We start from the raw sequence: 22,918 nt of genomic DNA on the forward strand, positions 1-22,918 counted from the left end.
CACGGCCAACCCCGCGGTGTTCCGCCCTGTCCCCTGTCGGCGCATACCCGCAGCGGGGATCGCTGGGCCCCGCCACCGCTGAAGCACGTGCCAGGCCCCCGGTCAGCAGGTAGCCGGTCCACGGCCGACCTGCCTGATCGCGTACCCGGGCCCCGGCACGGGCAGGCCGCAGCGCGCTCTGAACGAGACGACACGAAGGGGACGAACAGTTTTGGAACCCACCGCTGAGCAGCAGCAGGCCCGCGAGGTGTTCGCGGCCGGGCGCGACCTGGCCCTGGTGGCCGGCGCCGGCACGGGCAAGACCTCCACCCTGGTCCTGATGGGCCAGGCGACCCGCAAGAAGGGCCTGTACATCGCGTTCAACCGCGGCATCGCCAAGGACGCGCAGCGCCGCTTCGGAGTGAACGTGCGCTGCGGCACGGCGCACGGCCTGGCGTTCCGCGCCGGCGGCCACCACTACCAGGCCCGCCTGGACGCACCGCGGATGCCGTCCAAGCAGGCCGCGCGGCTGCTCGGGCTGGACCACGACCTGGTGGCGGACACCAGGAAGATCACTCCGGGGCATCAGGCACGGCTGGTCCTCGGCATGATCCAGAAGTTCTGCTACACCGCGGACCGCGAGATCATGGCCCGCCACATGGAACGGGTCAACGGCGTCGACCCGCAGTACCAGGAGGAACTGGCCAAGTACCTGCTGCCGTTCGCCCACCAGGCGTGGCTGGACCTGCGCTCGCTGCGCGGCCGGCTGCGGTTCGAGCACGACCACTACCTGAAGATGTGGGCGCTGACCGAGCCGGTCCTGGAGGCGGACTTCGTGCTCCTGGACGAGGCGCAGGACACCAACCCCGTCCTGGAGGAGGTGTTCTTGGCGCAGCACGCCCAGCGGGTGTGCGTCGGGGACCCGGCGCAGCAGATCTACGCCTGGCGGTTCGCGCAGGACGTGATGAGCGGCTTCCCCGCCCAGCACCTGAACCTGACGCAGTCCTTCCGGTTCGGGGCGCGGATCGCGGCCGCGGCGAACCGGTGGCTGCAGCACGCCGAGTCGGACCTGCAGATCAGCGGCCACGGGCCGCACTCGCGGATCGGAGACGCGCCCGATGCGCAGGCGGTGCTGTGCCGCAGCAACGCGGACGCGATGAGCGAGATCCTGGCCTACCTGGAGCAGGGCGTGCCGGTGGCGCTGGCCGGCGGCGGCAAGGCGCTGGCGCGGATCGCGACCGCCGCCCTGGAGCTGCAGTCCGGGCGGCGCACCAGCCACCCGGAGCTGTTCTTGTTCACCTCCTGGCCGGAGGTGCGCGAGTACGTCGACCACGACAAGGCGGGGATGGACCTCAAGGCGATCGTGGACCTGGTCGACACCTACGGCGCCGAGACCATCCTGCGCGCCGTGGAGCGACTGGCACCGGAGGAGGGCGCGCGGGTGGTGGTGTCCACGGTGCACAAGGCCAAGGGGCGCGAGTGGGACAGCGTGCGCATCGGCGCCGGCTTCAACCCGCCGGGCTTCGACGAGGACGGCATCCAGCTCCCCCTGGACCCCGCCGAGGCGCGCCTGGTGTACGTGGCCGTCACCCGCGCCAAGTACCTGCTCGACCCCGGCGGCATCACCTGGATCGACGCCTACGAGAGCGGCCAGAAGGCCGCGGCTGACGGCGTGATCGGCGGCGTCCCGATGATCCGCCTCTCCCTCACCGGCCAACTGCAGTTCGGCGCCTCCCCCGTCTCCCGCTTCATGGCCGCCCATCTGCCCGACCACCGCGCCCTCGTCGACGACCTGGCCGTACGCGCGGCCAAACTGCCGCCGCCGGTGCAGCCGTTCGACGTCCAGCGCCCCGACTGGCCGGCACTGGGCCATGCCGTCGACTACCGGCTGCGCCTGTCGCTGGGGCGTCCGCTGGGAGAGGCGGTCGCCGCCGGCGTCGCACTGGCAGGCGAGTCGGCCATGGTGCGCGACGCACCGGCCGAAGGGGTGTGCGCGGCACTGCGCGCGGCGGGCGGGGACCTCCTCACCGAGATCGAGCAGTACCTGGCCGCACCGGACACAGGCCACCAGGAGCGGATCAGCCGACTGTGCTTCGTGGCCGCGCACTACGAGGCGATCTACCGCCGCGCCAGTACCCACGCCACGGCCTGCTCACCACCGCCGGGCCCCGCACCGGGCTGGAGACCTGGTCGCCGCCACCCCCGCCTACGTGGTCCAGGACCTCGCCGAGCAGATGCCCTGACCGACCCCGTCTTCGCCGCGCTGCGGGCGCTACCGGAGCAGCAGCGGGTGTGCGGCCCGCTGTTCGCCGGCAGCGCCGACCTCGGTGGCGCCGACGCCGACTTCATCCTCGCCGGCACCCTCATCGACTGCAAAGCCACCACCCGCCCCCGCACCCTGGGCCGCGCAGAGGTCTACCAGCTCGCCGGCTACCTCCTGCTCGACTACCACGACCAGTACGCCCATCGACCGCCTCGGTCTCTACCTCGCCCGCCAAGGAACCCTCATCGACTGGAGCACCGACGAGTTCCTGCACCGCCTCGGCGCCACCACCACGCTCCCCCGCCTGCGCGAGCAGTTCCGCACCCACCTCAAGGAGGCTCAAGCAGCAGCCAAGTGAGCTGCACCAGGAGCCAAGCCTCGTCCGTGCCGCCCCCACCCCGGTGCTCCATCGCGCAGTGGCACACAGGCCGCCGTCCTGGTCAGCACCGAGGAACTCGCCCACCTCGAGGAGGTCTCAGCCAAATGGCACGGCGGTAAGCAGGACAACGGAGAAGTCAACGAACTGGCCGACAGGTTCGGGAGCGCGACCCATCCGACACTACCGTGACCCCTCATACCCACGCCGCGGCGCTGGCGAGCGAGCGCTGAATGGCTCCGCAGGTCCCGTGAGCCGGTATCAGTCCGCGGCCTCGTTGGCTATCGTGTCTTGATCGGAACAGGGGGCACGGACACAGCGGCAGCGGCCGCGGAGGAGCAGCCGGGTGGGGCAGGCACGGTGGGTTGGAAGCGGGTGCCTGTCGGCGTTGAGTCTGTCGCTGGGGCTACTCGGGGGCAGCTGCGGAAGGTGCTGATCGTCGTGCACAACGTGACCTCGGCGACGCGGCTCCTGGATGTGGTCCCGCTCTTCCGTGACGATCTGCGAGTCCAGTTGCTGGTCATTGGACCGGGTCGTCAGCGTTCGACGACGGGGTGGCGGAACTGATCACGCGGATCGGGCTGCCTGTCCTGCCGTGGGAGCAGGCTCTGGAAACCCCTGTCGATCTGGCAGTCTCCGCGAGCTTCGGCGGCCAACTCGACCTGATTTCAGGTAAATTGGCCATATTGTCGCACGGTGTCGGGTACAATAAGAGGCTGGGGACGCCGGACGCCGGACGCCGGACGCCGGACGCCGGACGCCGGACGCCGGACGCCGGACGCCGGACGCGGACGCCGGACGCCGGACGCCGGACGCCGGACGCCGGACGCCGGTTTTCGGCTCTCCGGGAGTGGCTGCTCGCAGACGGCACGCCTGTAGCGGACTCCTTGGTACTGTCCATCCTGAGCAGTTCGACGCCTGAAAGCGGCGTGCCCCGAGGCGGCTCCGACTGCTGTCCTAGGCGGGGACCGTGTTTCGACCGGATGCTCGCCGCCCGCCCGTACGCGATCGCTTCCGCCGGGCCCTGGAGTGGGCACCGGTCAGCGGCTGATCGTGCTCAACTCCACCTGGAACCCGCAGTCGCTGTTCGCAATGGCGGCGAGTACGACGTGCTGCCCTGGCTGCTGGAGCGGCTGGCCCGCGAGCTGCCCGCGGACGAGTACCGGGTGGCCGCCGTGCTGCACCCCAACATCTGGCAACGGACACGGCACCGGCCAGATCCGGACCTGGCTGGACCGGGCCTGCCCGAACGGACTGACCCTGATCGATCCGCTGGACGGCTGGCGGCAGGCCCTGATCGCCGCCGACGCGGTGATCGGGACTTCGGATCCGTCAGCTACTACGCCGCGGCACTGGGCCTGCCCGTCCTCCTGGGCGCGGCATCCGGCGAGGTCCTGGACCCGACTCCCCGGTGGGCCTGTTCACCAGCCAGGCCCCGCCGCTGGACCCAGCCGCCGCACTGCGGCCCCAACTGGAGCGGCTGCTAGCCGAGCACATCCCCCTGGCCGGTCCGGCCGAGCTGACGACCTCGGTTCCAGGCCAGGCCGCGCCCTACTGCGCCGCCTGTTCTACGAGCTGCTCGCGATCCCCGAGCCAGCGCGCGCCGCTCTGCTCGACCCGCTGCCGCTGCCCGCCTACCAGCCCGCCGCGCACACTCCCCGCTCCGGGTCCTGACCCAGGTCCTGGGCCCGGCGCAGGTGGCGGTCACCCGCTACAGCGACCGCCGCACGAACCGGCCGGGGAGGGAGGAATCCACACCGCCGTCCACGAGGACACTCTGGACCCCGGTCTGCTCGACCTGGCCGACGTCATCTTCCGCCACGGCGCCGACATGGACCACCGCCTCGGGTCACCCTCGCAGTGGACGGCCGAGGTCCTCGCACGCCATCCGCAATGCGCGCTGCGGTCTACGTGACCGGCCCCGGGCAGCTGCACCATGCGCACCCGCGCGGGCGGCTGCTCGTCCTGGACGCCGACCCGGGAACGACGGCCGATCCCACCTCTACGCCTCCGCGCTGCTCGCTCTGCTCACCGAAGGCAGCACCCACGGCGAACCGGACGTGCTGGACGCCGCTGACGGTGAGGACCGGTACGAGACCCATGCCGTCTCACTCACCGTGCTTCGCTGACACACCGTTCCAGCAGCGCCCGCGCGTACTCCAGGTGAGCGAGCGCGTGCTCCGCCTCCAGCAGCGCCAACGCCTCCTGGGCCATTGGGCCGGGCCGCCTCGGCGTCCCGGCATCCAGCAGCACGGCGGCCAGGTCCGGTCAAAGTCCGGGCCGTGTTGTATGCCTCGGCGGTGCCGCGGAAGAACCGCAGCGCGACCAGCAGCCCGCTCACGCGCCTCGTCCAGCCGCTCCAGTCCGCGCAGCGCCCGACCCTGGTGACGCTCCAGCAGGGCCCGCGCCCGGGGCACGTCCTCGAAGCCGCGCTCCCCCGGCCTGATCGCTTCCAGGATCCTGCCCGCCTCCTGGAACAACGGCAGGGCCGCCTCGTGGTCCCACTGGCCAGCCGCAGCAGACCCAGCGACTCCACGCCGTGGCCTGCCCACGCAGGTGACCGGCGAGCCGGTCGGCGTCAGCAGCGCTCTCCAGCTGCGCCAGCGCCTCCTGGTCGCGCCGCAGGTCCTTCAGCGCGAGTCCGAGCTGCGTGTGCGCCCGCCCCGCCATGTCCGTGCCGGGGAACGCCTGTCCGCCAGGCGCACACCGGTGCGCAGCGCGGGCAGGATCTCCTCCACGTGGCCGGCCTTGAGCTGGATGGGCCACATCGCCTGGCAGAGGTAGACACCGTCTCGGCGTCGTCACGCTCTCGGCCGTGCGTACAGCCTCCAGCAGGTTGCCCAGCTCGGCTTCCAGCGCGGCCAGCGGCCTCGCCCGGACCGGGTAGGCCGCCGGTCGCGGGTGCCTGGCCTGCCTGGTCGGGTTCGTCGTAGCGGGGCCGAGTGCCAGCGCCGGTCCAGAGCGGCCAGGTCGGCCTCGATGGCGAACCGCACGAGTTCCGCGACCGTCCGCTCCACCACGGCGCCCGCCGCGCGGGAGTGTCCCTCGCGCAGGGCAGCATCCTGGGCGAACTGGCGCACCAGCGGGCGCATCACGTACCGGTCGGTCCCGGCGCCCTGAAGAAGTTGACGCTCCGCCACTCGGCCAGGACCCCTGCGGCCTGTTCCGCAGCGGTGTCCAGGGCGGCTGCGGCGACCGTCACGGTCAGGGTCGGCCAGGGCGCCAGAGCCAGCGACCGCACTGCGACCGCCAGGTGTGGCGGCAGGCTGGCGTAGACCAGGTCCAGGATTGCGTGGAGCGGGTCGGTCGCCGACTCGTCCGCGCGGTGGCCTGTCCGGTCGGCTGGAGGAGAGCCGGGGCGCAGGCCCGCAGGGCCCATGGGGACCCGCGCAGCGCTCCAGGACCGACGGCAGCGTGGCCCGGGCCGCGGCGAGTGCCTGCTTGCCGACCAGGTCGCCGAGCAGGGTGACCGCGTCCTGTTCCGGCAGTGGTCCACCGGCACGCGGATCGCGTCCAGGCCACCAGGGCGTGGCGGCTGACGGCGACCACGACGACGCCGGAGGCGGAGGTGATCAGGGGACGGATCTGCGCGGCGGAGTGGACGTGGTCCAGCACCACCAGCAGCGCCGCTCGGCGACCGAGGGCGGTACAGGCCGATCCGGTCCTCGACGCCGGGCGGGATTCGCGTCCTTGTCCACACCGAGCTGGGTCAAGACCCGGTGCCAGCACGGTGGCCGACGGGCAGCGCCGCGCTCGCCGAGGCGCCGTTCAGGTCCAGGTACACCTGCCCGTCCGGGAACTGCCCGACCTCGCGCCAGCCCCAGTGGACGGCCAGCGTCGAACTGCGATCCCCGCGGGCCGTGGATGTTCACCACCCGGGGCCGCCCCTCGCCCGGACGTGACAATTCCCGATCCAGGATCTTCAACGCGTCCTGGCGGTCCTTGAAGAACGGCTCGACGCCGGCAGGAGCCGTGGCACGCCACGCGCTGCGGCCGGGAGCGGAACGCCGCGCATCAACGCCGACAGCGCCCGCGCCTGAGCGGGATCGCGCCGCGCGCCCTCGGCCAGCACGCGGGCCACGTCCTCACGCCCGGTCGCACCGACCGGAGCGGGTACCGGGCGCCCGGCGCACCGCCGAGCCAGAACCCCGGCCGACTCCCACAACGACCGGCCCGCCTCGTTCCCAGCGAGAGGTTCAACGACCCAGGAACGTCAAAACCGCTGACATCGACATGGGATCGACCACGCCACACCCCCGTAATCCAGCGCGACAGCGCGACCAGGCACCGTCCCAGCTCAGCTTCGATCCCACCGTAGCCGCACCAGGGCCCCACCCACCCCCCAACACCCGGAAAACACCCATCCCCAGCACCGAGAGGCTGGCAGAACAGGCTCAACAAGTTGGGCCAGGTTCCAAGCACCGTGGCACGGCTCGGCGGCTCAAGCCGCAGGTCAGTAGTCGATGTCGAAGTAGTCGATGTCGTTGAAGCGAACGAGCAGCCCCTCAGCACGGCGTCCGCCGTCCTTGAAGTAGACCTCCTGTAGGCCCTCGGCGACGATGTCCTGGAGCTCGCGCTCCGGGGCGCCGGTTTCCTGGGCGGCGAAGAGGCGGGCGGCGTAGGCCGGCGGCAGGCGCTCGGTGATCCGGCGCAGCCGTCATCGTCGGTGGTGCCGGGGGCGGCGATGTAGCCGAACTGGGCGCGGGTCTCGATAGTGATGCCGCCGCTGTCCGGTGGCCCTGCGGGCGGCGCGTTTGCGGACCAGTGGCTGCCAGCGGGCTTTGACCGCGTGGTCCATGCGTTCGGCGATGTCCTTGGGCGGGTGCTTGCGGGTGCCCTGCAGGTATCGCTCCACGGAGCGCTGGGACACCCCCAGGAGGTCGGCCACCGCTCGTGTTCCCTTCAACTGCTTGACCAGGTAGGCGGTTCGGGCCTGGGTGGTGGCGGGTGGTTTGCGGGTGAACGTCGCCTGCGCGGCTCGTTGGAGGCTGTCGCGATGGTGCCCACGGTTGTGTCCTATTCTCCGTCGGTGGCGGCGTTCGGTGCCCTTGATGTGCCGGGCCGGGTTGAGCTGCTGGTCCATCAGCTGAACTGCCCACAGCAGGGGTTGGGCTCCTTCGAGTTTGACCATCCGGGGCTGATGCCGAGCGGAAGCCGGGTAGGGGCTTGCCATCGGGGGTGGTGGGACGAAGTCCAGCGGGGTGGGCCAGGTGAGGGGTAGACCGCACGTCCGACAGCACGGCCAGGGGCCACAGGTCGGCTTTCGAGCCCAGGCGAGCATTTGCGGTGCATGTGACCCGGGCACTGGAGATATGGCGGCGCGGATGTGCGGGCTCCAGGTCGGCCGCCGTAGCGCGGGCCACGGCTCGCCGAATTGGTGCCGCGCGCCCTGCGGGCGCTCGCGGAGCTTGCCCACGCCGCCTTGACGGTCGACTTGATCGCGGTCAGGACGGCGGCCAGAGCTGGGTCCTGCTCCTTGTGTCTGCCATCGCGGTCAGAAGGCAGCCGTTCCATGCCTGCGGTGGACGCCGAGTTGGGCCATGACGGTCATGTATGCCTCGCGGATCCGGGTGTACAGGTCCAGGTAGGGCCGTTGGCGAAGCGCGGCACGGTCTGCAGAATGCCGCGCCCTCGGTGTCAGTTCCGACAGACCCAGCCGCTCCAGGTTGCGCCTCGTCCCCGGCTGCCACGGGCCGGCGGCACCGGGACCCGAGCTGGGCCAACTGCTTGGCATCCGGGCGCAGCCAACCCTCCATCGGAGTGATCCGCACGCCCAGGCCCAGAGTGTCGACGAGTTCGTGGGCGTAGGCCAGGGTGGGGGTGGGAGTACCAGGCCGGTCCGTCGGGGCGACGCCGCTGGGGGTGAACGGGAAGCAGACGCGCATCGAGGGTGATGGCGGACAAGTCAACCAGCCACTCCCCCGGCAGTTTGCGGTCGAACTGCGGGGGTGAGGTGGACCGCTTCGCCCAGCCCGACCAGGGGCGGTTGGCGCGGCGCCGAACGCCATGTTGATGTCGATGCCGACCGCCCACGGCAGCGCGCACTCGCGGTCGGTGAGCAGTTCGGGGGTCGCGGACCCATTCGTAGGCTTCCTCGTCGATTGACCTGGTCTGCGGTGCGGTGGTGGGTGCGCGGGTACGGGCTGCTACCATGGGGTGCTCATCGGGGCAGCGACCGGCGACGGATCGGTGGCGATCGGCAGCGAGCCGGGCATCGCACCGGAGGACCATGTACCGGTCTGCTGTCCTGGACGGCGCGGGTCGGCGGGCGCAGCGCCTCATCAGGGCGACCCCGCAGGTCGCACCGCGCCGCGCGGTCAGAGCAGCGTGGCGTAGCTGGTGAGGGCATGAGCGATCTCGGCGGGGTGGGCGGTGCCGTCGGTTACTCGGAGATGAAGTCCTTCCCCCGTCGCGGGCGTCCAGGGCTCCCCAGGGCAGGACGGCGAGTTGGACGCAGGCGCGTCGGCCGCCGTCGACGGGGGCGTAGATGCGGCCCAGGGGCCGAAGCCGCCCTGGTGAGCTGCATTTGGCTTTGGTGAGGTGCTTGACCACTGGGTGGTTGTCGGGCAGGCGCAGGCCGCGCCGGTCCCCAGCTCCAGGGGCAGGCCAGTTTGGCGGCCGCCGACGCAGTGAGGACTACGAGGGGGTCGTCGTCCTTGCCGGAGGGTGCAGCCGCAGGCGGCCGACCGGGCCGTGTTCCAGGGTCCACTCGACCAGGCGGCCATCGTGGTGGCTGAGCAAGTCAGGACCAGGCCGCCGATGCCGTGGGCGTTGCCGTCACCGTCTAGGACCAGCAGCGGGCCGTTGGTGAAGCGCGGATCGCTGTCGGCTGCGGTGGCGGTGGTGCGTGTGTCGGTTTCTTCTCGGCGGGTCCGGCCGGGACTTGCTGTGCGGGCGGCCGGGCTGGCGGGAGCGGCGGGGCTGGGTGTCAGTCGGCGGGCAGTGGGCTGTGCGGGCCGCGGACGGCGGCGCGGCAGGGCCGGTCGTGGGTGGCGCGGCGGTCGGAGCAGGCGGGGCGGGGGCGGGGAATTTGGCTGCAAGTCCTTCCAGGAGCCGGCGGTAGGCGTCGAACTTCTCGCCTGCCGGTTCGCTGCGGCCTGCTTCCCAGGAGGTGAGGCTGGCGGGGCGGACCTTGAGGGCCTGGGCGACGGCGGCTTCGGTCAGCCCTGCCGCTCGGCGCAGCCGGATCCGCTCGGGGGGTGGTGGGAGGACGGCGCCAGTGGCCACCGCTTCGAGCGGGCGTCGACGGGTCGAAAGTCGGGGGTGTGGAGTCCGGTATGGTGCACCTCCTTGGTGGACGGATTGGCATGCGGTCAGCGGACGCCTTGGCGGATTTCTCGAGGCGGGTCATCATTCGCTGGTAGCGCTGGGAGGCGGCTTGGGAGGAGCCCAGGCCTGGTGGGGGGCGATCTGTTTTCCAGTCCATGCCGCGGCGCCGGGCTTCGATGACGATCTGGGTCTCCAGCCGGTCACCTGGGTGCGGATCTGCTCGACAAGGAGAGCGCGGCGCTGATTCTTCGGTGCTGACGTCCGGGAGCTGCTCGTTGGAGTGGTGGTTCGCGGTGGCCTGGAGCACCTTGCCGAGCAGGGCCGCGTCCGTTCCAGCTGCGGGCCTGGGGCCAGCGGGCCTGGGGGCGTTGACGTCGGGGGTTCGCTCAGGTCTTTGAGGCGGTCACGTGCCTGCTGGTGGGGATTGCGGGGCATGAACCCTAGCATAACGATACAACGAGAAAACATATTGTTGTTTTGTTGCCTGAGTGCTGCGATGGGCCCAGCTTGTGGGGTTTCGACGCGCTGCCCACGACTAGTGGGTCGGCGGGGCGAAGGCTTCGACGGGCACCCACACGCCACGCGGACGTCACCGCTACGGGGCTGCTGACGCAGATGCAGCTCTGTGTGCGCTGCGGCAGCCGTCGGCGGACGTGCGTCACATGCATCAGGCACGGCCGCTCGTGATCCAGCACCTTGAACCGCAGCACTGCGCTCACCGTGGCCGCGGGGCAGCCTCATGCCGATCTGACTCCCAGGCATGTCAGGCTCACAGCAGCCCACGACGAAGGCTTCGGCATGGCTACCCCTGCCGCGAGCAGGAACAGAGGGTGCTTCAGAAGATCACTGGCTGATCAATGCCGCGGCCAGCGACGTAGGAGGCCAGCTGCTTCAGCTCGAAGTCCCACGGCTGCCCGCAAGAGTCGTCAGCCCGCGGCCTCTTCAGCTTCCGGTCGAGGACTCTCAGCGCTATCGCCGCCTCGTCGATGTCGCAGCCAGTCCCTCACCGGTGCGGCCGGCACGGTCTACGGGTCTGTCCAGCGAGCGGTGGGAAGTTGATTGATGGGGTTCAGCGGCGGGCGGCGGAGAGCCGTCCGTCGAAGGCGATGTCGAAGGCGTTGAGTGCCGCCTTCCAGCGGATGGCCCAGCGCTTGCGGCCGGTGTCGGTCGGGTCCAGGCACGGCCGCCGCAGCGGCCCCGTCTCATTCGTCACGATAGTCATCAACTAAGGCTTCCTGTACGGGACTTCCCACCGGTAACCGTACAGACCCCCCCTTCGATGCCTGGGCTCCGCGACGTTGATCCACTGCGTCCCTGCCCGGCGCAAGATGTCGTCGGTGTGGTCGGGAGAGTGCCCTGGACTCAGTGCGCGGGGAGGTGATCCCGCTGCTGCACCACCTACGCGACCGGGCCCAGAAGTACATGAACTTACGGATGCGGTGGTCAGGGTCGGCAGCCTGGATCTCCATCGAGTCAGCCGACGCGGCCCGCCCCATGCTTGTCTGCGCATGGGGCGGGAGCCAACTCCTGAGCTCGGGCTGTGCGGCGCGTCCCATGCGCTCTCTCACCCGGCTGTCCACGCGTCGCCGGGATCCCACGGCGGGCTTTGCCTCGGGATCCACCGCATGTGCAGTGATTCGAGGGCGTCGAGTTGGCTGCGGGTGAGCTGGGCGGCGTCGCGGCGCTGCCGCGAGATCCACTCGCCCAAGCGGAATCGGTGCCCGGCCTGTTCGGTGACGTAGTAGTAGGGGACGTCGAGGTGCTGGTGTTCACGCCGGAAGATACGTGCTGCTCTGAGGCCTTCGGTGAAGACGCGCTCTGCGGGGCTGCGGGGGCGCCGCAGCAGAAGAGCCAGTGGGTGGTCGAAGGGCAGGGCGCCCAGGAGGTTCCTCTGGTCGGGGTGCAGCCCCGGCATGAGGTCGATCTGGCTGTCAAGCCAGTCGGTCAACGGGTCGTCACTGGTGGTACGCAGGCCGGGAAAGCCAAGCGTACCGGTGCGGGTGGCCGCGAGGGCTCGGACGTAGGTGTGCTGCCATTGCTTGGGCCAGGGCGCGTTCCACCAGGGGTTGATCTCGTCCAGGGCACGTATGTAGGGGTGGGGCAGGGTCCTGTCGTGGGCTTCCTTTCGCCACCGCGATACCCAGCGGCCGATGCGGGTGCCTTGGAAGGTCTCGTCCGCCAGGGGGGCAAGGTGTCCATGGCAGGTGGTGTACTCGCGGGCGGTCTGCAGGTGGAACTCGATGCTGCGGCGCGGGTGTTCCCAGCGCATGCCGTAGGCGTCAAGGGCGTCGATGCGCTCGTTGAGCAGGAGCCCGTTCATGCGCAGCGAGCGCTGGTGGCCGAGCCACCAGCCCAGGTAGAAACGATCGGGGCCGAGGTAGCGGCTGGGTACGTCCAGGTTCCCGTGGCGAGCGTGGTAGCGCTCGGCACTGCCCAGCCCGAGGTGCCAGACGCTGTTGTGCGGGTCGAGGGCATTGAGGGCGAGTACGGGGATGATCTCGTCGGCGCGCTCCGGGCGGGCGGCGGGCGGGGGGAAGCGTCTGACCAGTTCGTCGAGTTCGAGGCGCTCGACCCGGCGAACGACGTGCTCGTCGTAGACCTTCAGTGCGATCATGACCTGGTAGAGCAGCCAGTAGGGACTGCCCCGCATGCCCTTGTCCGGGTCTTCTCCGGGGGCGAGGTAGATCGGAACGATGATCGTGGCGATCTTGCCGGTGCCGGGCGGTTGGCGCAGTGCCCGTCCGACGCCTTGTGCGATGTCGATACTGCTGGATTTGGGGTCCGCGAACATGATGCTGTCGATCGCGGGCAGGTCGAAGCCCTCCAGGCACATGCGTGAGTTGGTGAGCACCCGGCGCTGGGCCCGGGGGTTGTCCGGAGCGTGGCCGGCGAACTGAGCGAAGGTCTCGAGTCGGTCGAAGCGGTCCTGAAGAGACGAGACAGTACCAGTCCACAGGGACCCGGGGCCGCCGTCCGGCATCAGCGCGGCGGTCTCGTGCAGGGTCTCGGCGAAGAGTTCCGCTGACTTGATGCGCGAGTGGAAGGACAGAGTGCGTGTGAGGTTGAACTTGCGCATCGCGTAGGACAGGGCGACTTGGGCTGCTGCTACGCGTGTACCTTCGGAGTCGTGGTGGATGTCGCAGTCGCGGCCCAAGATCTTGCGCAGTTGGTCGTCGTGGATCTCCATGACGACCAGGCGGTAGTCGGCGAGCAGACCCTGGTCGATGGATTCGGCAAGCGAGATCCGGTAGACGACGGGCCCGTAGAGGCTCAAGTCGTCCATGGAGGCCACTTCGCAGGTGACGTCGTCGTTGCGCTCGGGGTCGTGAACGTTCTTCGGAGTTGCGGTCATGTAGAGGCGGCGGCGCGAGGGGATGGCGTCGTTGTCGTGGACGACGGCCCAGTCCTTGTCGAGGGAGCCGGCGGTGCGATGGGCCTCGTCGGCGATGATCAGGTCCCAGGCGGGCAGGAGGCCGTCCGCGTGCCCCTGCGCGAGCTTGTACAGGGAGTGGTAGGTGATGAACACGTTCACCGGCCCGTCTCCGGCGGCGTCGATATGAGCGGCGAGCTTCCCGATGTTCTCGAGCCTTCTCATCACGCCGACCAGGGCGGGGTCCTGCGGGCCCTGCGAGCACACGGCCAGGAAAGCGCCTTGGCGTCCGTCCCCGTGCCAGGCGGCGATGCTCTGCTCGAGCAGTTGCAACCTGGGCACGACGGTAAGCACGCGGCCGCGGGGGGCGACGTGCTGGGCGACGTTGAGTCCGATCAGGGTCTTGCCGGTTCCGCAGGCGGCATGCAGATTGATCCGTGGCGCGCCGGTGGCGAACGCGTTGATGCACATATCCACTGCGAGGCGCTGGTGGGCACGCAGTTCCGTAAGCAGATCATGGTCAATAGTCGTCGCGGCCACTGCGTCTCCCGAAAGGACGTGCGGGCTTGGCTACTTCGAGCGTGTGGTCACGAGTGGTCGCTGCGGTGTATGAATGCGAGGGTTTCACTCGATCGTGTAGTAGTTCTCGCAGACCCTGACCGGGTTCGGCCACCGGACGAGGACGATAGATGGCCAAGGCCATCGGAACGAGAACAACCGGAGTACGATGCTCACGGATTGGCTGGAGCTATGGGGGCCGACCCACCGACTCCCTTTGCAGGTCCGGCCTCTGGCGGACGAGTCGACGGGTTCGTTCGTGAATCGACTGGCTCACTGCAACGGCCTGGAACTGGACGCGTTCTTGGACCGGGTGGGCCACGGCCGCAAAGCGGTCGACCCACGCTTCACCGAGATGTATGTGAACCAGGCGGGCCTGCAATATCTGGCCGTGCTGACGGACCGCCAGCCACACGAGTTGCAGCGCTGTCTGTCGGGGCTGGCGGATCGGTACCTGCTGCGCGGCGACGAGGGCACCGCGCGCTGGGAATGGCCGTGGGAGCCTCCTGCCGGGGAGGCGTACGTGGTCCGCGGCTGCGATCTGTGCGCCGCCCGCCACATGGTCGACGAGCCGGTCTGGCTGCTGTGGCCGGACCGGTGGCGGGTGTGCCTGCGCCACGGGCGCTGGACGGACTCCTCCCGCAGCGACGATCCGGCGCGGGTGCGGCTGGACGGCCTGCCCGCGGTGGTGCGCGCACACCGGGAGCGGCTGAGGTTGCAGCGGCGTTTTCCCGAGGCGGGTCCGGGGCTGTTCGCAGACGCGTTCCACGTCGCGGTGTACTGGTGGACGCGTGTGCCGGGGGTGGAGCGCTGGGAGCTGCGGGCCGAGGCTGCCGGGCTAGCGCGGCGCGACCTGCGGGTGGCTCCGCTAGTGATCTATCCCGAGGCCGTCGACCTGACCGAGGCCATGATGCGCTACGAGCGGAAGGTGCCCCGGGGGTCCAAGGCGCGTTCCCTGCTGCTGTACGAGGTGGAGTCGATGGGGACGGCCTGGGGGCTGGACGAGCAGTTCGTGACGGCACCGGTCCTGGAGTGGCTGACCCGGCATCACCGGCCGCCCGTGCCGGTGATGCATCCGACGCTGCGGGACCGCCGTTTCACGCTGCCGCCGGGCCACACCCGGGTCGCTGCCTCATCCGGGTCCCTGGAGCAGCGTTCTTGCCTGCCTTGGCAGTTGGGCACCGCACCGGGCGATCTGTGAGCCGTGCGCACTCCCTGGTGCTGTCGTGGCAGGTCAAGGGACGCATGGACAGGGATCGTTCACACCTTCGAGGGAACAGGCGGCCGAAGGGCCGCGGAGGCGTCCCGATGGTCTCCACTGTGGTGACCATCGAGAGAGAGGAGGCTCATGACGGACGCGATGGGCTGGCACCTGGATCAGGCCGGCGAACTGACGTGCTCGGCACCCGTCGACCTGGCGATGGTGCCGCTGGAGGAGCGGCGTCCGCCCACCGATCCGGTGGCCTACCACGGTCGGCAGGGCGTCATCACGCGCTGGTGGTCCTCGACCAACCGTTCATCGGTGGTCTGCGGGTCGTTGCGGCGCACCCGGGTCGCCCTGGAGATGGATTTCGACCCGGACGTGGTGCGGTTCAGCGGGGAGCCGCTCGAACTGCACTGGCAGGTCGGAAAGGCCAGGCGGCGGTGGCGTCCCGACTTCGTGGCACGGACCGCCGACGGGTGCCGTACGGTCGTGGTGGTGCGCCCGGACAAACCGGGCCCGCAGTGGCGCGAGCGGCTGGCAGTAGTGGGCGAGGTGGCGCAGCAGGCGGGCTGGAGGGTGCAGGAACGGTCCGTGCCGCGCGGGATTCGGCTCGCCAACCTGGAGTGGGCGGCCGGTTTCCGTCAGCCGTTCCCGGTGACCCGGCAGGAGGAGCGCGCCCTGCTGGCGGCGTTCGCCCAGCCGAGCCGGGTGCTGGACCGTGTCGCGGCCAGCGGGTTGCCTGAGCTGTCCGGGCTGGACCTGGCGTGGCGGCTGGTGTGGCAGCGGCGTCTGTTCATGGACTGGGATGCGCCGCTGCTGCCGACCGCACTGGCGTGGACGGCAGGGGCGAAGCGATGCCCCGGGAGCTGACCGGCTGGTTCGAGTCCGACCGTGTCCGGCTCGGTGACCAGATCCGCTGGCAGGGCACCCGCTACGAGGTCATCCGGTACGCCGGCCCCGAGGTCGGCTTGATGCCCGCAGGCGATGCAGGTGTGCCGGTGTCGTGCTTGTACCGGGACCTGGTCGCGTCCGAGGACTTCTGCGTCCTGGACGGCGAAGGTAAGCCGCAGCAGGCCTCCGGTTTGCCGCCGCTGCACATCGTGCTGGAGGCGGCGTCGAAGGTGGACCGCGACCAGGCCCTGTGGTGGCACGGGCACATGAAGGAGATCGAGACCGGGATTCGCCCCGGCCGCCTGATCCCACGACACGGCTACGACCCGGCCACGACCACCCTGGCCCAGCGCTACCAGGCGAAGTCCGAGGAACTCGCGGCGGCTGACATCCACATCAAGCCCCGGGCACTGGAAAGCAAGCGGCTGGCCTGGAAGCGGGCGAACGAGAACCCGCTGGTGCTGCTGCTGGACGGCCGCAAAGGCAAGGCCCCCAGGCCCGGGGGGCGCACCGATCCACGGGTGATCTCGCTCATGCACGAGGCCGTGGCGATCCGGTCACGGCAGTCCGGCGGCACGATCGGCAGCTACTACGAGACCGTGCAGGACCTGATCACCTTGCGCTTCAAGGAGGAGCTGAAGGACCCGGAGGAACGCAAGCGCCTCGCACTGCCGGAGTCGATCTTCTACAAGCGCATGCATGAGCTGGGGCTGTCCGACCGGGTGCGCGGCACCACCCGGCAGCGCGCCAGCCACGCGAGCAAGCCTGCGCCCCCGTACACGCCGTCCGTCGCCCTGCAGCCGGGCGAGGTGATGCAGATGGACACCACTCCCCTGCACATCAAGGCTCTCGGGGACAACGGCGAGGTGATCTCCGCGGAGGCGACCGGGCTGATCGACGTCGCCACCCGATCCATGGCGGGTTTTATGATCGTGCCCGCGATTCTGGGCGAGGCCGGCCCAGGCGGCCCCAGGGTCGGGGGCCGGTCGACGAAGTCCATCGACCTGGTCATGACTCTGGCACAGTGCTTCTCCCCCATGCCGACACGGCCTGGCTGGTCGCCGCTGACGGCGGCCGCCATGTCCGCCCTGCCGTTCGCCCAACTGCAGGCGGCCGATCCGCGGTTCACCGAGGCCACCGCGGCCAGGCCGGTCATCCACCCGCGCACCATCATCGTGGACCAGGGCAGTCCGTATGTGAGCGGGTACTTCGAGGACGTCTGCGACTTCCTGGGCATCACCCTGCGCTACGCCCGCAAGGACACACCGACCGACAAGCCGCTCGGCGAACGCTTCTTCCCCACCCTGGCCGACCGCTTCAGCCAGTACGTCCCCGGCTGGACCGGGCGCAGCCACCAGGTGCGCGGCCGCGGTGTAGAGCGGCAGCCGCTGCGCACCATCAACGAGTTGCAGGAGTGCGCCGAGGAGTGGATCGCGCTGGAGTACCAGCAGACTCCCCACGACGGGCTACGCAGCCCCGTCCTACCAGGACGGGAGCTGTCCCCCAACGAGATGTACGGGCACCTGGCGGCGATGACAGGTTACCGGCCGCGGCCGCTGTCGCCCCAGGACTGCCGGCATCTGCTCATCCCGGCCTGGGTGAAGGTCACCGACAAGGGCATCCAGATCGAGAACCGCACCTACCAGGACCCCAAGGGCCGGCTGCGGGCGCTGGCCGGGCTGCCGTCCGGGTTCGCCGAGCACGGCGACAAGTGGCGGGCCACCTACAACCCGTACCGGCCGGAGGTGGCCTGGCTGTACGACCACCGCGGCGACGGGCACTGGATCCGCTGCCAGTTCGTCCACGCGTATCTGCTCACCAACCCCTGGACACAGTACATGTGGCAGGAGTGCCAACTGCGGGAGCAGGAGGCGGGCCGGCCCGTCGACGAGGCCTCGCTGGCGGTGGCGATGCGCGAACGCCGCGCCCGCAGCCGCAAGGGCCCCCGGCGGCGCAGTGGCCCGATCATCCCGTTCCAGGGCTGGCCCTTGAACGTCGAGGACACCACCCCCGACGACCCCTACGCGGACCTGCCCCAGGTCGACCTGGACACGATCACCGCTTTCCCGTCCCTGCCCGTCCGCGGGCGCGAGGTGCCCTCCGCGCCTGCCGCTCCCGACCGCCCGGTCCACGCCCCGGCCCCGGCGACGGAACCCGACCCGTACGCGGGCCTGGCCGACATCGACCTGGACACGATCACCGCGTTCCCGGAACCCTCCGCCGGGCTGGCACCGATGGCGCCGCACCCGCAGGATCCCCCGGAGGCCGACGGCGGGGCCAGTGCGCCACCTCATTGAGCAACTCCCGTCCCTGCCGCGCTCCCACCCCCGAGGAATACACGTGAAAGCAGCCACCCTCACCCCAGACCAGGAACAGGTCCTGGCCCACGCGCAGAGTGCCCCGCTGCGGATGCGGAATCTGTTCACCCGCGACGATTGGAACCGGTACGTATACGAAAAGGTTCCGAAGCCGGAGCTCGCCACGTTCACCACCTACGAGGCCCGCCTGATCTACAACAGCCACCTGCGGCTCGTCTCCCACCCCGAGTTCGACAAGGCCCTGCTGAAGGCGTCACTGGCCTTCCGCGCGAACGAGTTCCGAGCGGAGGGCTTCCTCGACATGGTGATCGACGGCCCTCCCGGGACCGGCAAGTCCTTCACCCTGCGGGCGATCGGACGCGAATACCAGGCCCGAGTGTCGGGGAAGGAGGGGGGCCGGATCCCAGTGGTCCACATCACCGCGCCGATCGATGCCGACGGCAAAATCACCTGGGTCTGGGAGATCGCCTGCTTCCTGGGCCTCAACCCTCCGCCCAAGGACGAGCAGGCGCTGCTCGACCAAAGACGCCTGCCGGACCTGACCTACCCCGTCACCCACGTCCTGGCCCGCTCCCAGACCCGCATGATCCTGATCGACGACATCCAGCGCACCACCCCGGACCAACTCGCTCCGGTGCTGCACTACTTCGACTTCCTGCGCAGCCGCTACGGAATCGCGGTCATCTTCTGCGGCACAGGAGCAGCGGGCATCGTCCAGGCCGCCCGGGTCAGGGCAGACCATCTCACGAGCGCTGAGGCCGGGCTCCGAGAACGCGTCGCGAAGCAGCGCGCCAAGGCCGGCCTGCCCAAGCTCCCGCCGTCGAGGGAGCCCGTGCCGAGCCTGCTGCCCGTGACCTGGCTCGATCCGATCCACTATCACGGAGCCGACCAGAACACCTGGCTGAGCGTCCTCAAAGGCTTCGAGGACAACCTGTGCCTGCGCAACCTCAGCGCGCATTGCCTGACCAACCACGCGACCGACCTGCACCGGCAGACCGGCGGCTACTTCAAGCAACTGTCTCAGCTCGTCTGCCAGGCCGCCGTCGATGCGATGCGCAAGGACGGCGGCGAGGAGGACATCACCCTCGAACGCCTCAAGTGCATCAGGGTGGGGCGAGACGACGTCTGACCCGCGCAACAGGAACGTCGGGCTCCGCCGCAACGGGAGAATTCTCGGCGGACCTTCGACGTGCGGGGCGATCTGGTCCGGCCGGTGGACGCCGCCTGCAGGCCCGGCCCCGGCCGGGGAATTAGACCGTCCTCCCGCAGCGCGCGTCGCCGCCGGACGCCGCCATACTGGGCGGATGTCCGTGAACACCAGCGACGACCCGCCACAGGAACTGACACTGGCGCAGTTGACCCGCCACAAGCAGTCCGGCCCCCTGCCGCTGCCGATCCAGAACCCTGGCCTGCTGCCGTTCAACGACCTGGATCCCGAGGTGTTCGAGCGGGTTGTCGCCGAGGTGGTCAGTCGGCGGCACAACCTGGGTGTGCAGTTCTACGGACGGCGCGGGCAGAAGCAGTACGGCCTGGACATCGTCGAGCGGGAGCCATCACAGCAGCGCTCGCTCTACCAGGTCAAGCGCTACCAGCAGATCACGGACAAGCAGCTGCGGGATGCCGTCGAGACCTACGCAGGCCCGGTCAGGAGCCCGGACTTTCAGGGAGACCCTCGACGGTTCGACCCGTACAGGCTGGTGGTGGCGACGTCGGCGCAGACCGACAGCGACACGGCCATCGTGGATGCGCTGGCCACGTTGCAGAACGAGTACGCAGGCGACCTCGTGATCGAGGCATGGGGCGCCGAAGCGCTCAGCCGTGCCCTGCGCGATGCCCCCCATCTGGTGTTCGCGGTCTTCGGCCCGCACTGGGCTTCGGCGTTTTGCGGGTTCACGCCCTCTCCGGCAGCCCAGAGCGCGCCGACCGCCTTGGGCCTGGTCGATGATCCGGCCGAGGTGCTCGGCTTGGACGCGCTCCAGGCCGACGCTGCCGCAAACGAGGAGCGGGACCCGCTGGAGGCGGCACACCTGCTCGGGCTTGTCGCCGAGGGGCTGCGGGCCGGCGGGTTCCCCGTGCACTCGGCCACGATGTACCGCCGCCAGGCACGGGTGCTTGTGGCCGGCGGTGACCTGCCGGGTGCGTTCTCGCGCCTGGTCGCGTTGACGCTTGCGGCCATCTCCAGCGCCGACCACACGGCGGCCGTCTTCGCCCGCAAGGACCTGGAGGAGACTGCGGGCCGACTCGGGGGTTCGGCACAGGCCACGGCGACGGTCCTGTCCGCAGTCGACGGCTGGTCCGGGCACGGAAGCCAACTGGCCGTGACGGTTCCAGCTCTCGAGACCCTGGCTGCCGCTGACGACGAGCATGCCGCGTTGCTGTGCTGTCTGGTGATCGAGCAGGCCATCGTCGACGGCCTGTACGACCGGGTTCCCGCGCGGTCCGTCCTGTCGTCGCCAGACGCGGACACCGACGGGCTGCTGGCGCGGCTTCGATCGCTCGCCGCTGTCGCCGACCTCCGCGATCCGGTGATCCGGGCCCGGCTGCGCTGCGCCGCCGCCGACGCCGCGGTGTCTGTTGAGGGCACGCGCGATGAGCTCGACCGGGCCTGGCAGCAGTTGGTCCGTGATGCGGCGGCCGGGCGCTTTCATGGAGCCCGCGCGCTGGTGGCGTCCCGGGCCGCGTACGCCTTCGCTGTGCGCGGTGACGGCGAGCAGGCAGAGAACCTGTGGCGTCAGGCTGTGCTGGCCAGCAGCGAGGAGCAGCTGTACGGGGACGCCCGGGGAGCGCTGCGGTCGCTGCAGCACCTGGCCCTCGACCAGGGCCGGCTGCCCGGCGGGCCGAACGGCGCCACCGGCGGGCTGCCCGATCGCAAGCGGCTGCTGGCGTCGGCTGTTGACCCGGCCCTGTCCGCGCTGGAGGCCGCCCACCACGGTCGCCTGCCCGACGCGCTCGGGGATGTCCGCCGGTACCTGTGGGAGGCACGACTGTCCGGCGACCGATGCGAAGAAGCCGGTGTGCAAGCCCTGCTCGGCGATGTGCTCAGCGCCGGAGGGCACCACTTCGCGGCCGCGCACTACTACCTGGAGGCAGGAGTCGCGGAGCGTGCCGCCGCGGCGGCACGCGCGATGACGCTTCCGCTCGATGTCACCGACTGGCTCAACTCCCCCGTCCGGTACCGCCAGGCCGCAGCCATCGAGGTCTTGAAGGCGCAGGCAGCCTCCCTGCCCGACACCATGGTCCCCGAGGCGGTACAGCGGCTCCTAGCGCTTGCAACCACTGTGTGGGCGGCGCCCCGTGCAGATCCCGCCCCCGAGCGCCAGGCCCTCAACGCGGTAGCTGCGTTCGGGCGACGCATCCCCGACAGTGCCGTGGACACCATCCTCGATCTGGCTCAGCCGGCCACCGTAACCGCCCCGCACGCCCCCTGGCCAGTGGTCACCTCCGTCATCGCGAAGCTGCTCGTCCAGACCTATTGGGCGGTGGAACCTCGACGCCACGAAATCGCCGAGGTCCTGGGCACCCTGTTGGGCCTGCCCCAGCCGCCCCACGGCCTGTGGCCCCTGATCCTCGCGATGCCTGGGCAGGCACGTGAGCCCCTGCTGGCCATGGTGTGCTCCCGCGCCGAGGCCGGCGACCGAAATGCCCTGCAGGTCCTCGCGCGCTGGCGCGAGGCGACGCCCGCCGTCCAGACAGCCGCCCGACAGGCATGCGCCGCACTGCTGCGCCGCCCGGTGGACGTCCCGCGCCACGTGATGACCGTGGACACCCAGGCCACCGACACCGTCGACCACTTGAACGCGCTGCTCGAGGCCACCGTCCTCGTCGACGTCTGCCCCGACGACCTGAGCGCGGACCGGACTCAGCCCGCCGGCGGTGTGGTGCTGCAGATGCAGCTGAATCCCGCGCCCGGTTCCACCGGCATTCAGGACACCGAACAGTCAGCCCCTCATGACAACCCCGACCAGGCATCCGGGCCCGACCGTGCGGCACTGCTCGCAGCGGGGCCACTGGTCGGCCTCACCGAGGCCGTCGCACGGCACCTGCTGGCCATGGCTGAGGACACTCACGACACGGCGCCGTCCCGCATCCAGGCCATCGACGCACTGCGCGCTCTGCTCTTCCGCCTGCCCGAGCCGGTCCTGCGCGCCATCACCGACCGAATGCTGATCGTCAGCCGCGACCCGGGGCGCGCAGAGATCGACCAGTTGATGATGGAGGCCACCGGCGCGTTCAGCCGCGCCACCATGAATCTGGGCATCACCCACCTGCCGGGGATGGCCCTGGTACTTGCGACGGACGCGTTTATCCACCAGCGCGATCAGAAGTCTCCTCTGGCCGCGCAGGAGACCGCGTTCGCCGACGAAGTGGTCGCCTCGAGTGCGGCGCTCATGCGCCATCCGGACGCGGAACTGCGGAAGTTGGGCGCGGTCGCCCTGCACGATCTCGCCTACGGCGCACCCGACGCCGCTGTCCACGTCACCGGAATGCTCTTCCACACCGACCCGCAGGTCCGCGTCCTGGGCGCCGACGTCGTCCCTCTGACACCGGGGCTGAAGGCGCTTCTCGCAAGCGATCCAGCGCCGGAAGTACGCCAGGCCCTGTCCGACCGGCTCGCCACACAATCGCCAACCACAGGCAATTGATCAGCCGGCGGTTGCCCGGCATCAGCGCAGTGTCGCAAGCGCTGCGG

The 22,918-nt window shown here is 70.3% G+C and carries 11 protein-coding genes and 1 pseudogene; 6 read left to right on the forward strand and 6 right to left on the reverse strand.

Annotated features, from left to right (window positions below; translation table 11 throughout):
* The first annotated feature begins 211 nt into the window (after positions 1-211).
* Positions 212-2,740 carry a UvrD-helicase domain-containing protein gene (locus tag GXP74_RS20645; protein ID WP_225448077.1) on the forward strand — a complete coding sequence of 843 codons (2,529 nt, stop codon included), beginning with the start codon at positions 212-214 and terminating at the stop codon, positions 2,738-2,740.
* Between the two features lie 918 nt (positions 2,741-3,658).
* On the opposite strand, the gene GXP74_RS20650 is transcribed toward GXP74_RS20645, so the two are convergent.
* The 6 genes and pseudogenes from GXP74_RS20650 to GXP74_RS20675 all read right to left on the reverse strand — a co-directional run bounded on the left by GXP74_RS20650 (position 3,659) and on the right by GXP74_RS20675 (position 13,797).
* On the reverse strand, positions 3,659-3,817 hold the full coding sequence (locus GXP74_RS20650; RefSeq protein ID WP_225448078.1) for a hypothetical protein: 159 nt from the start codon (positions 3,815-3,817) through the stop codon (positions 3,659-3,661).
* Between the two features lie 1,892 nt (positions 3,818-5,709).
* Positions 5,710-5,997 (reverse strand): hypothetical protein, encoded by a 288-nt coding sequence (locus tag GXP74_RS20655; RefSeq protein ID WP_182452911.1) that lies wholly within the window; start codon positions 5,995-5,997, stop codon positions 5,710-5,712.
* A gap of 1,074 nt (positions 5,998-7,071) precedes the next feature.
* A pseudogene (locus tag GXP74_RS20660) lies at positions 7,072-7,638 on the reverse strand (XRE family transcriptional regulator).
* A 1,757-nt stretch (positions 7,639-9,395) separates the two neighbouring features.
* On the reverse strand, positions 9,396-9,845 hold the full coding sequence (locus GXP74_RS20665; protein ID WP_182452912.1) for a helix-turn-helix transcriptional regulator: 450 nt from the start codon (positions 9,843-9,845) through the stop codon (positions 9,396-9,398).
* Positions 9,846-10,956: 1,111 nt separating this feature from the next.
* On the reverse strand, positions 10,957-11,100 hold the full coding sequence (locus tag GXP74_RS20670; protein ID WP_182456980.1) for a hypothetical protein: 144 nt from the start codon (positions 11,098-11,100) through the stop codon (positions 10,957-10,959).
* 351 nt (positions 11,101-11,451) lie between these two features.
* Positions 11,452-13,797: a DEAD/DEAH box helicase gene (locus tag GXP74_RS20675; protein ID WP_225448076.1), complete on the reverse strand. Its 2,346-nt coding sequence runs from the start codon at positions 13,795-13,797 to the stop codon at positions 11,452-11,454.
* Positions 13,798-13,984: 187 nt separating this feature from the next.
* On the opposite strand from GXP74_RS20675, the gene GXP74_RS20680 reads away from it, so the two are divergent.
* The 5 genes from GXP74_RS20680 to GXP74_RS20700 all read left to right on the forward strand — a co-directional run bounded on the left by GXP74_RS20680 (position 13,985) and on the right by GXP74_RS20700 (position 22,871).
* Entirely contained in the window at positions 13,985-15,016 is a 1,032-nt protein-coding gene (locus tag GXP74_RS20680; protein WP_182452905.1) for a TniQ family protein, read from the forward strand.
* A gap of 147 nt (positions 15,017-15,163) precedes the next feature.
* Positions 15,164-15,889 carry a TnsA-like heteromeric transposase endonuclease subunit gene (locus GXP74_RS20685; RefSeq protein ID WP_182452904.1) on the forward strand — a complete coding sequence of 242 codons (726 nt, stop codon included), beginning with the start codon at positions 15,164-15,166 and terminating at the stop codon, positions 15,887-15,889.
* The gene (locus GXP74_RS20690) at positions 15,874-18,207 is read left to right on the forward strand and encodes a DDE-type integrase/transposase/recombinase (RefSeq protein WP_182452903.1); all 2,334 of its coding nucleotides are present in this window, start codon (positions 15,874-15,876) and stop codon (positions 18,205-18,207) included. The genes GXP74_RS20685 and GXP74_RS20690 overlap by 16 nt, the downstream gene beginning before the upstream one ends.
* Positions 18,208-18,250: 43 nt before the next feature.
* Positions 18,251-19,357 carry an ATP-binding protein gene (locus GXP74_RS20695; RefSeq protein WP_182452902.1) on the forward strand — a complete coding sequence of 369 codons (1,107 nt, stop codon included), beginning with the start codon at positions 18,251-18,253 and terminating at the stop codon, positions 19,355-19,357.
* 175 nt (positions 19,358-19,532) lie between these two features.
* A complete protein-coding gene (locus GXP74_RS20700) occupies positions 19,533-22,871 on the forward strand; it encodes a hypothetical protein (RefSeq protein ID WP_182452901.1) in 3,339 nt (1,112 codons plus the stop codon).
* Positions 22,872-22,918 lie beyond the last annotated feature (47 nt).

The organism is Streptacidiphilus sp. P02-A3a, from assembly GCF_014084105.1.
In the GTDB taxonomy this organism is placed as follows: domain Bacteria; phylum Actinomycetota; class Actinomycetes; order Streptomycetales; family Streptomycetaceae; genus Streptacidiphilus.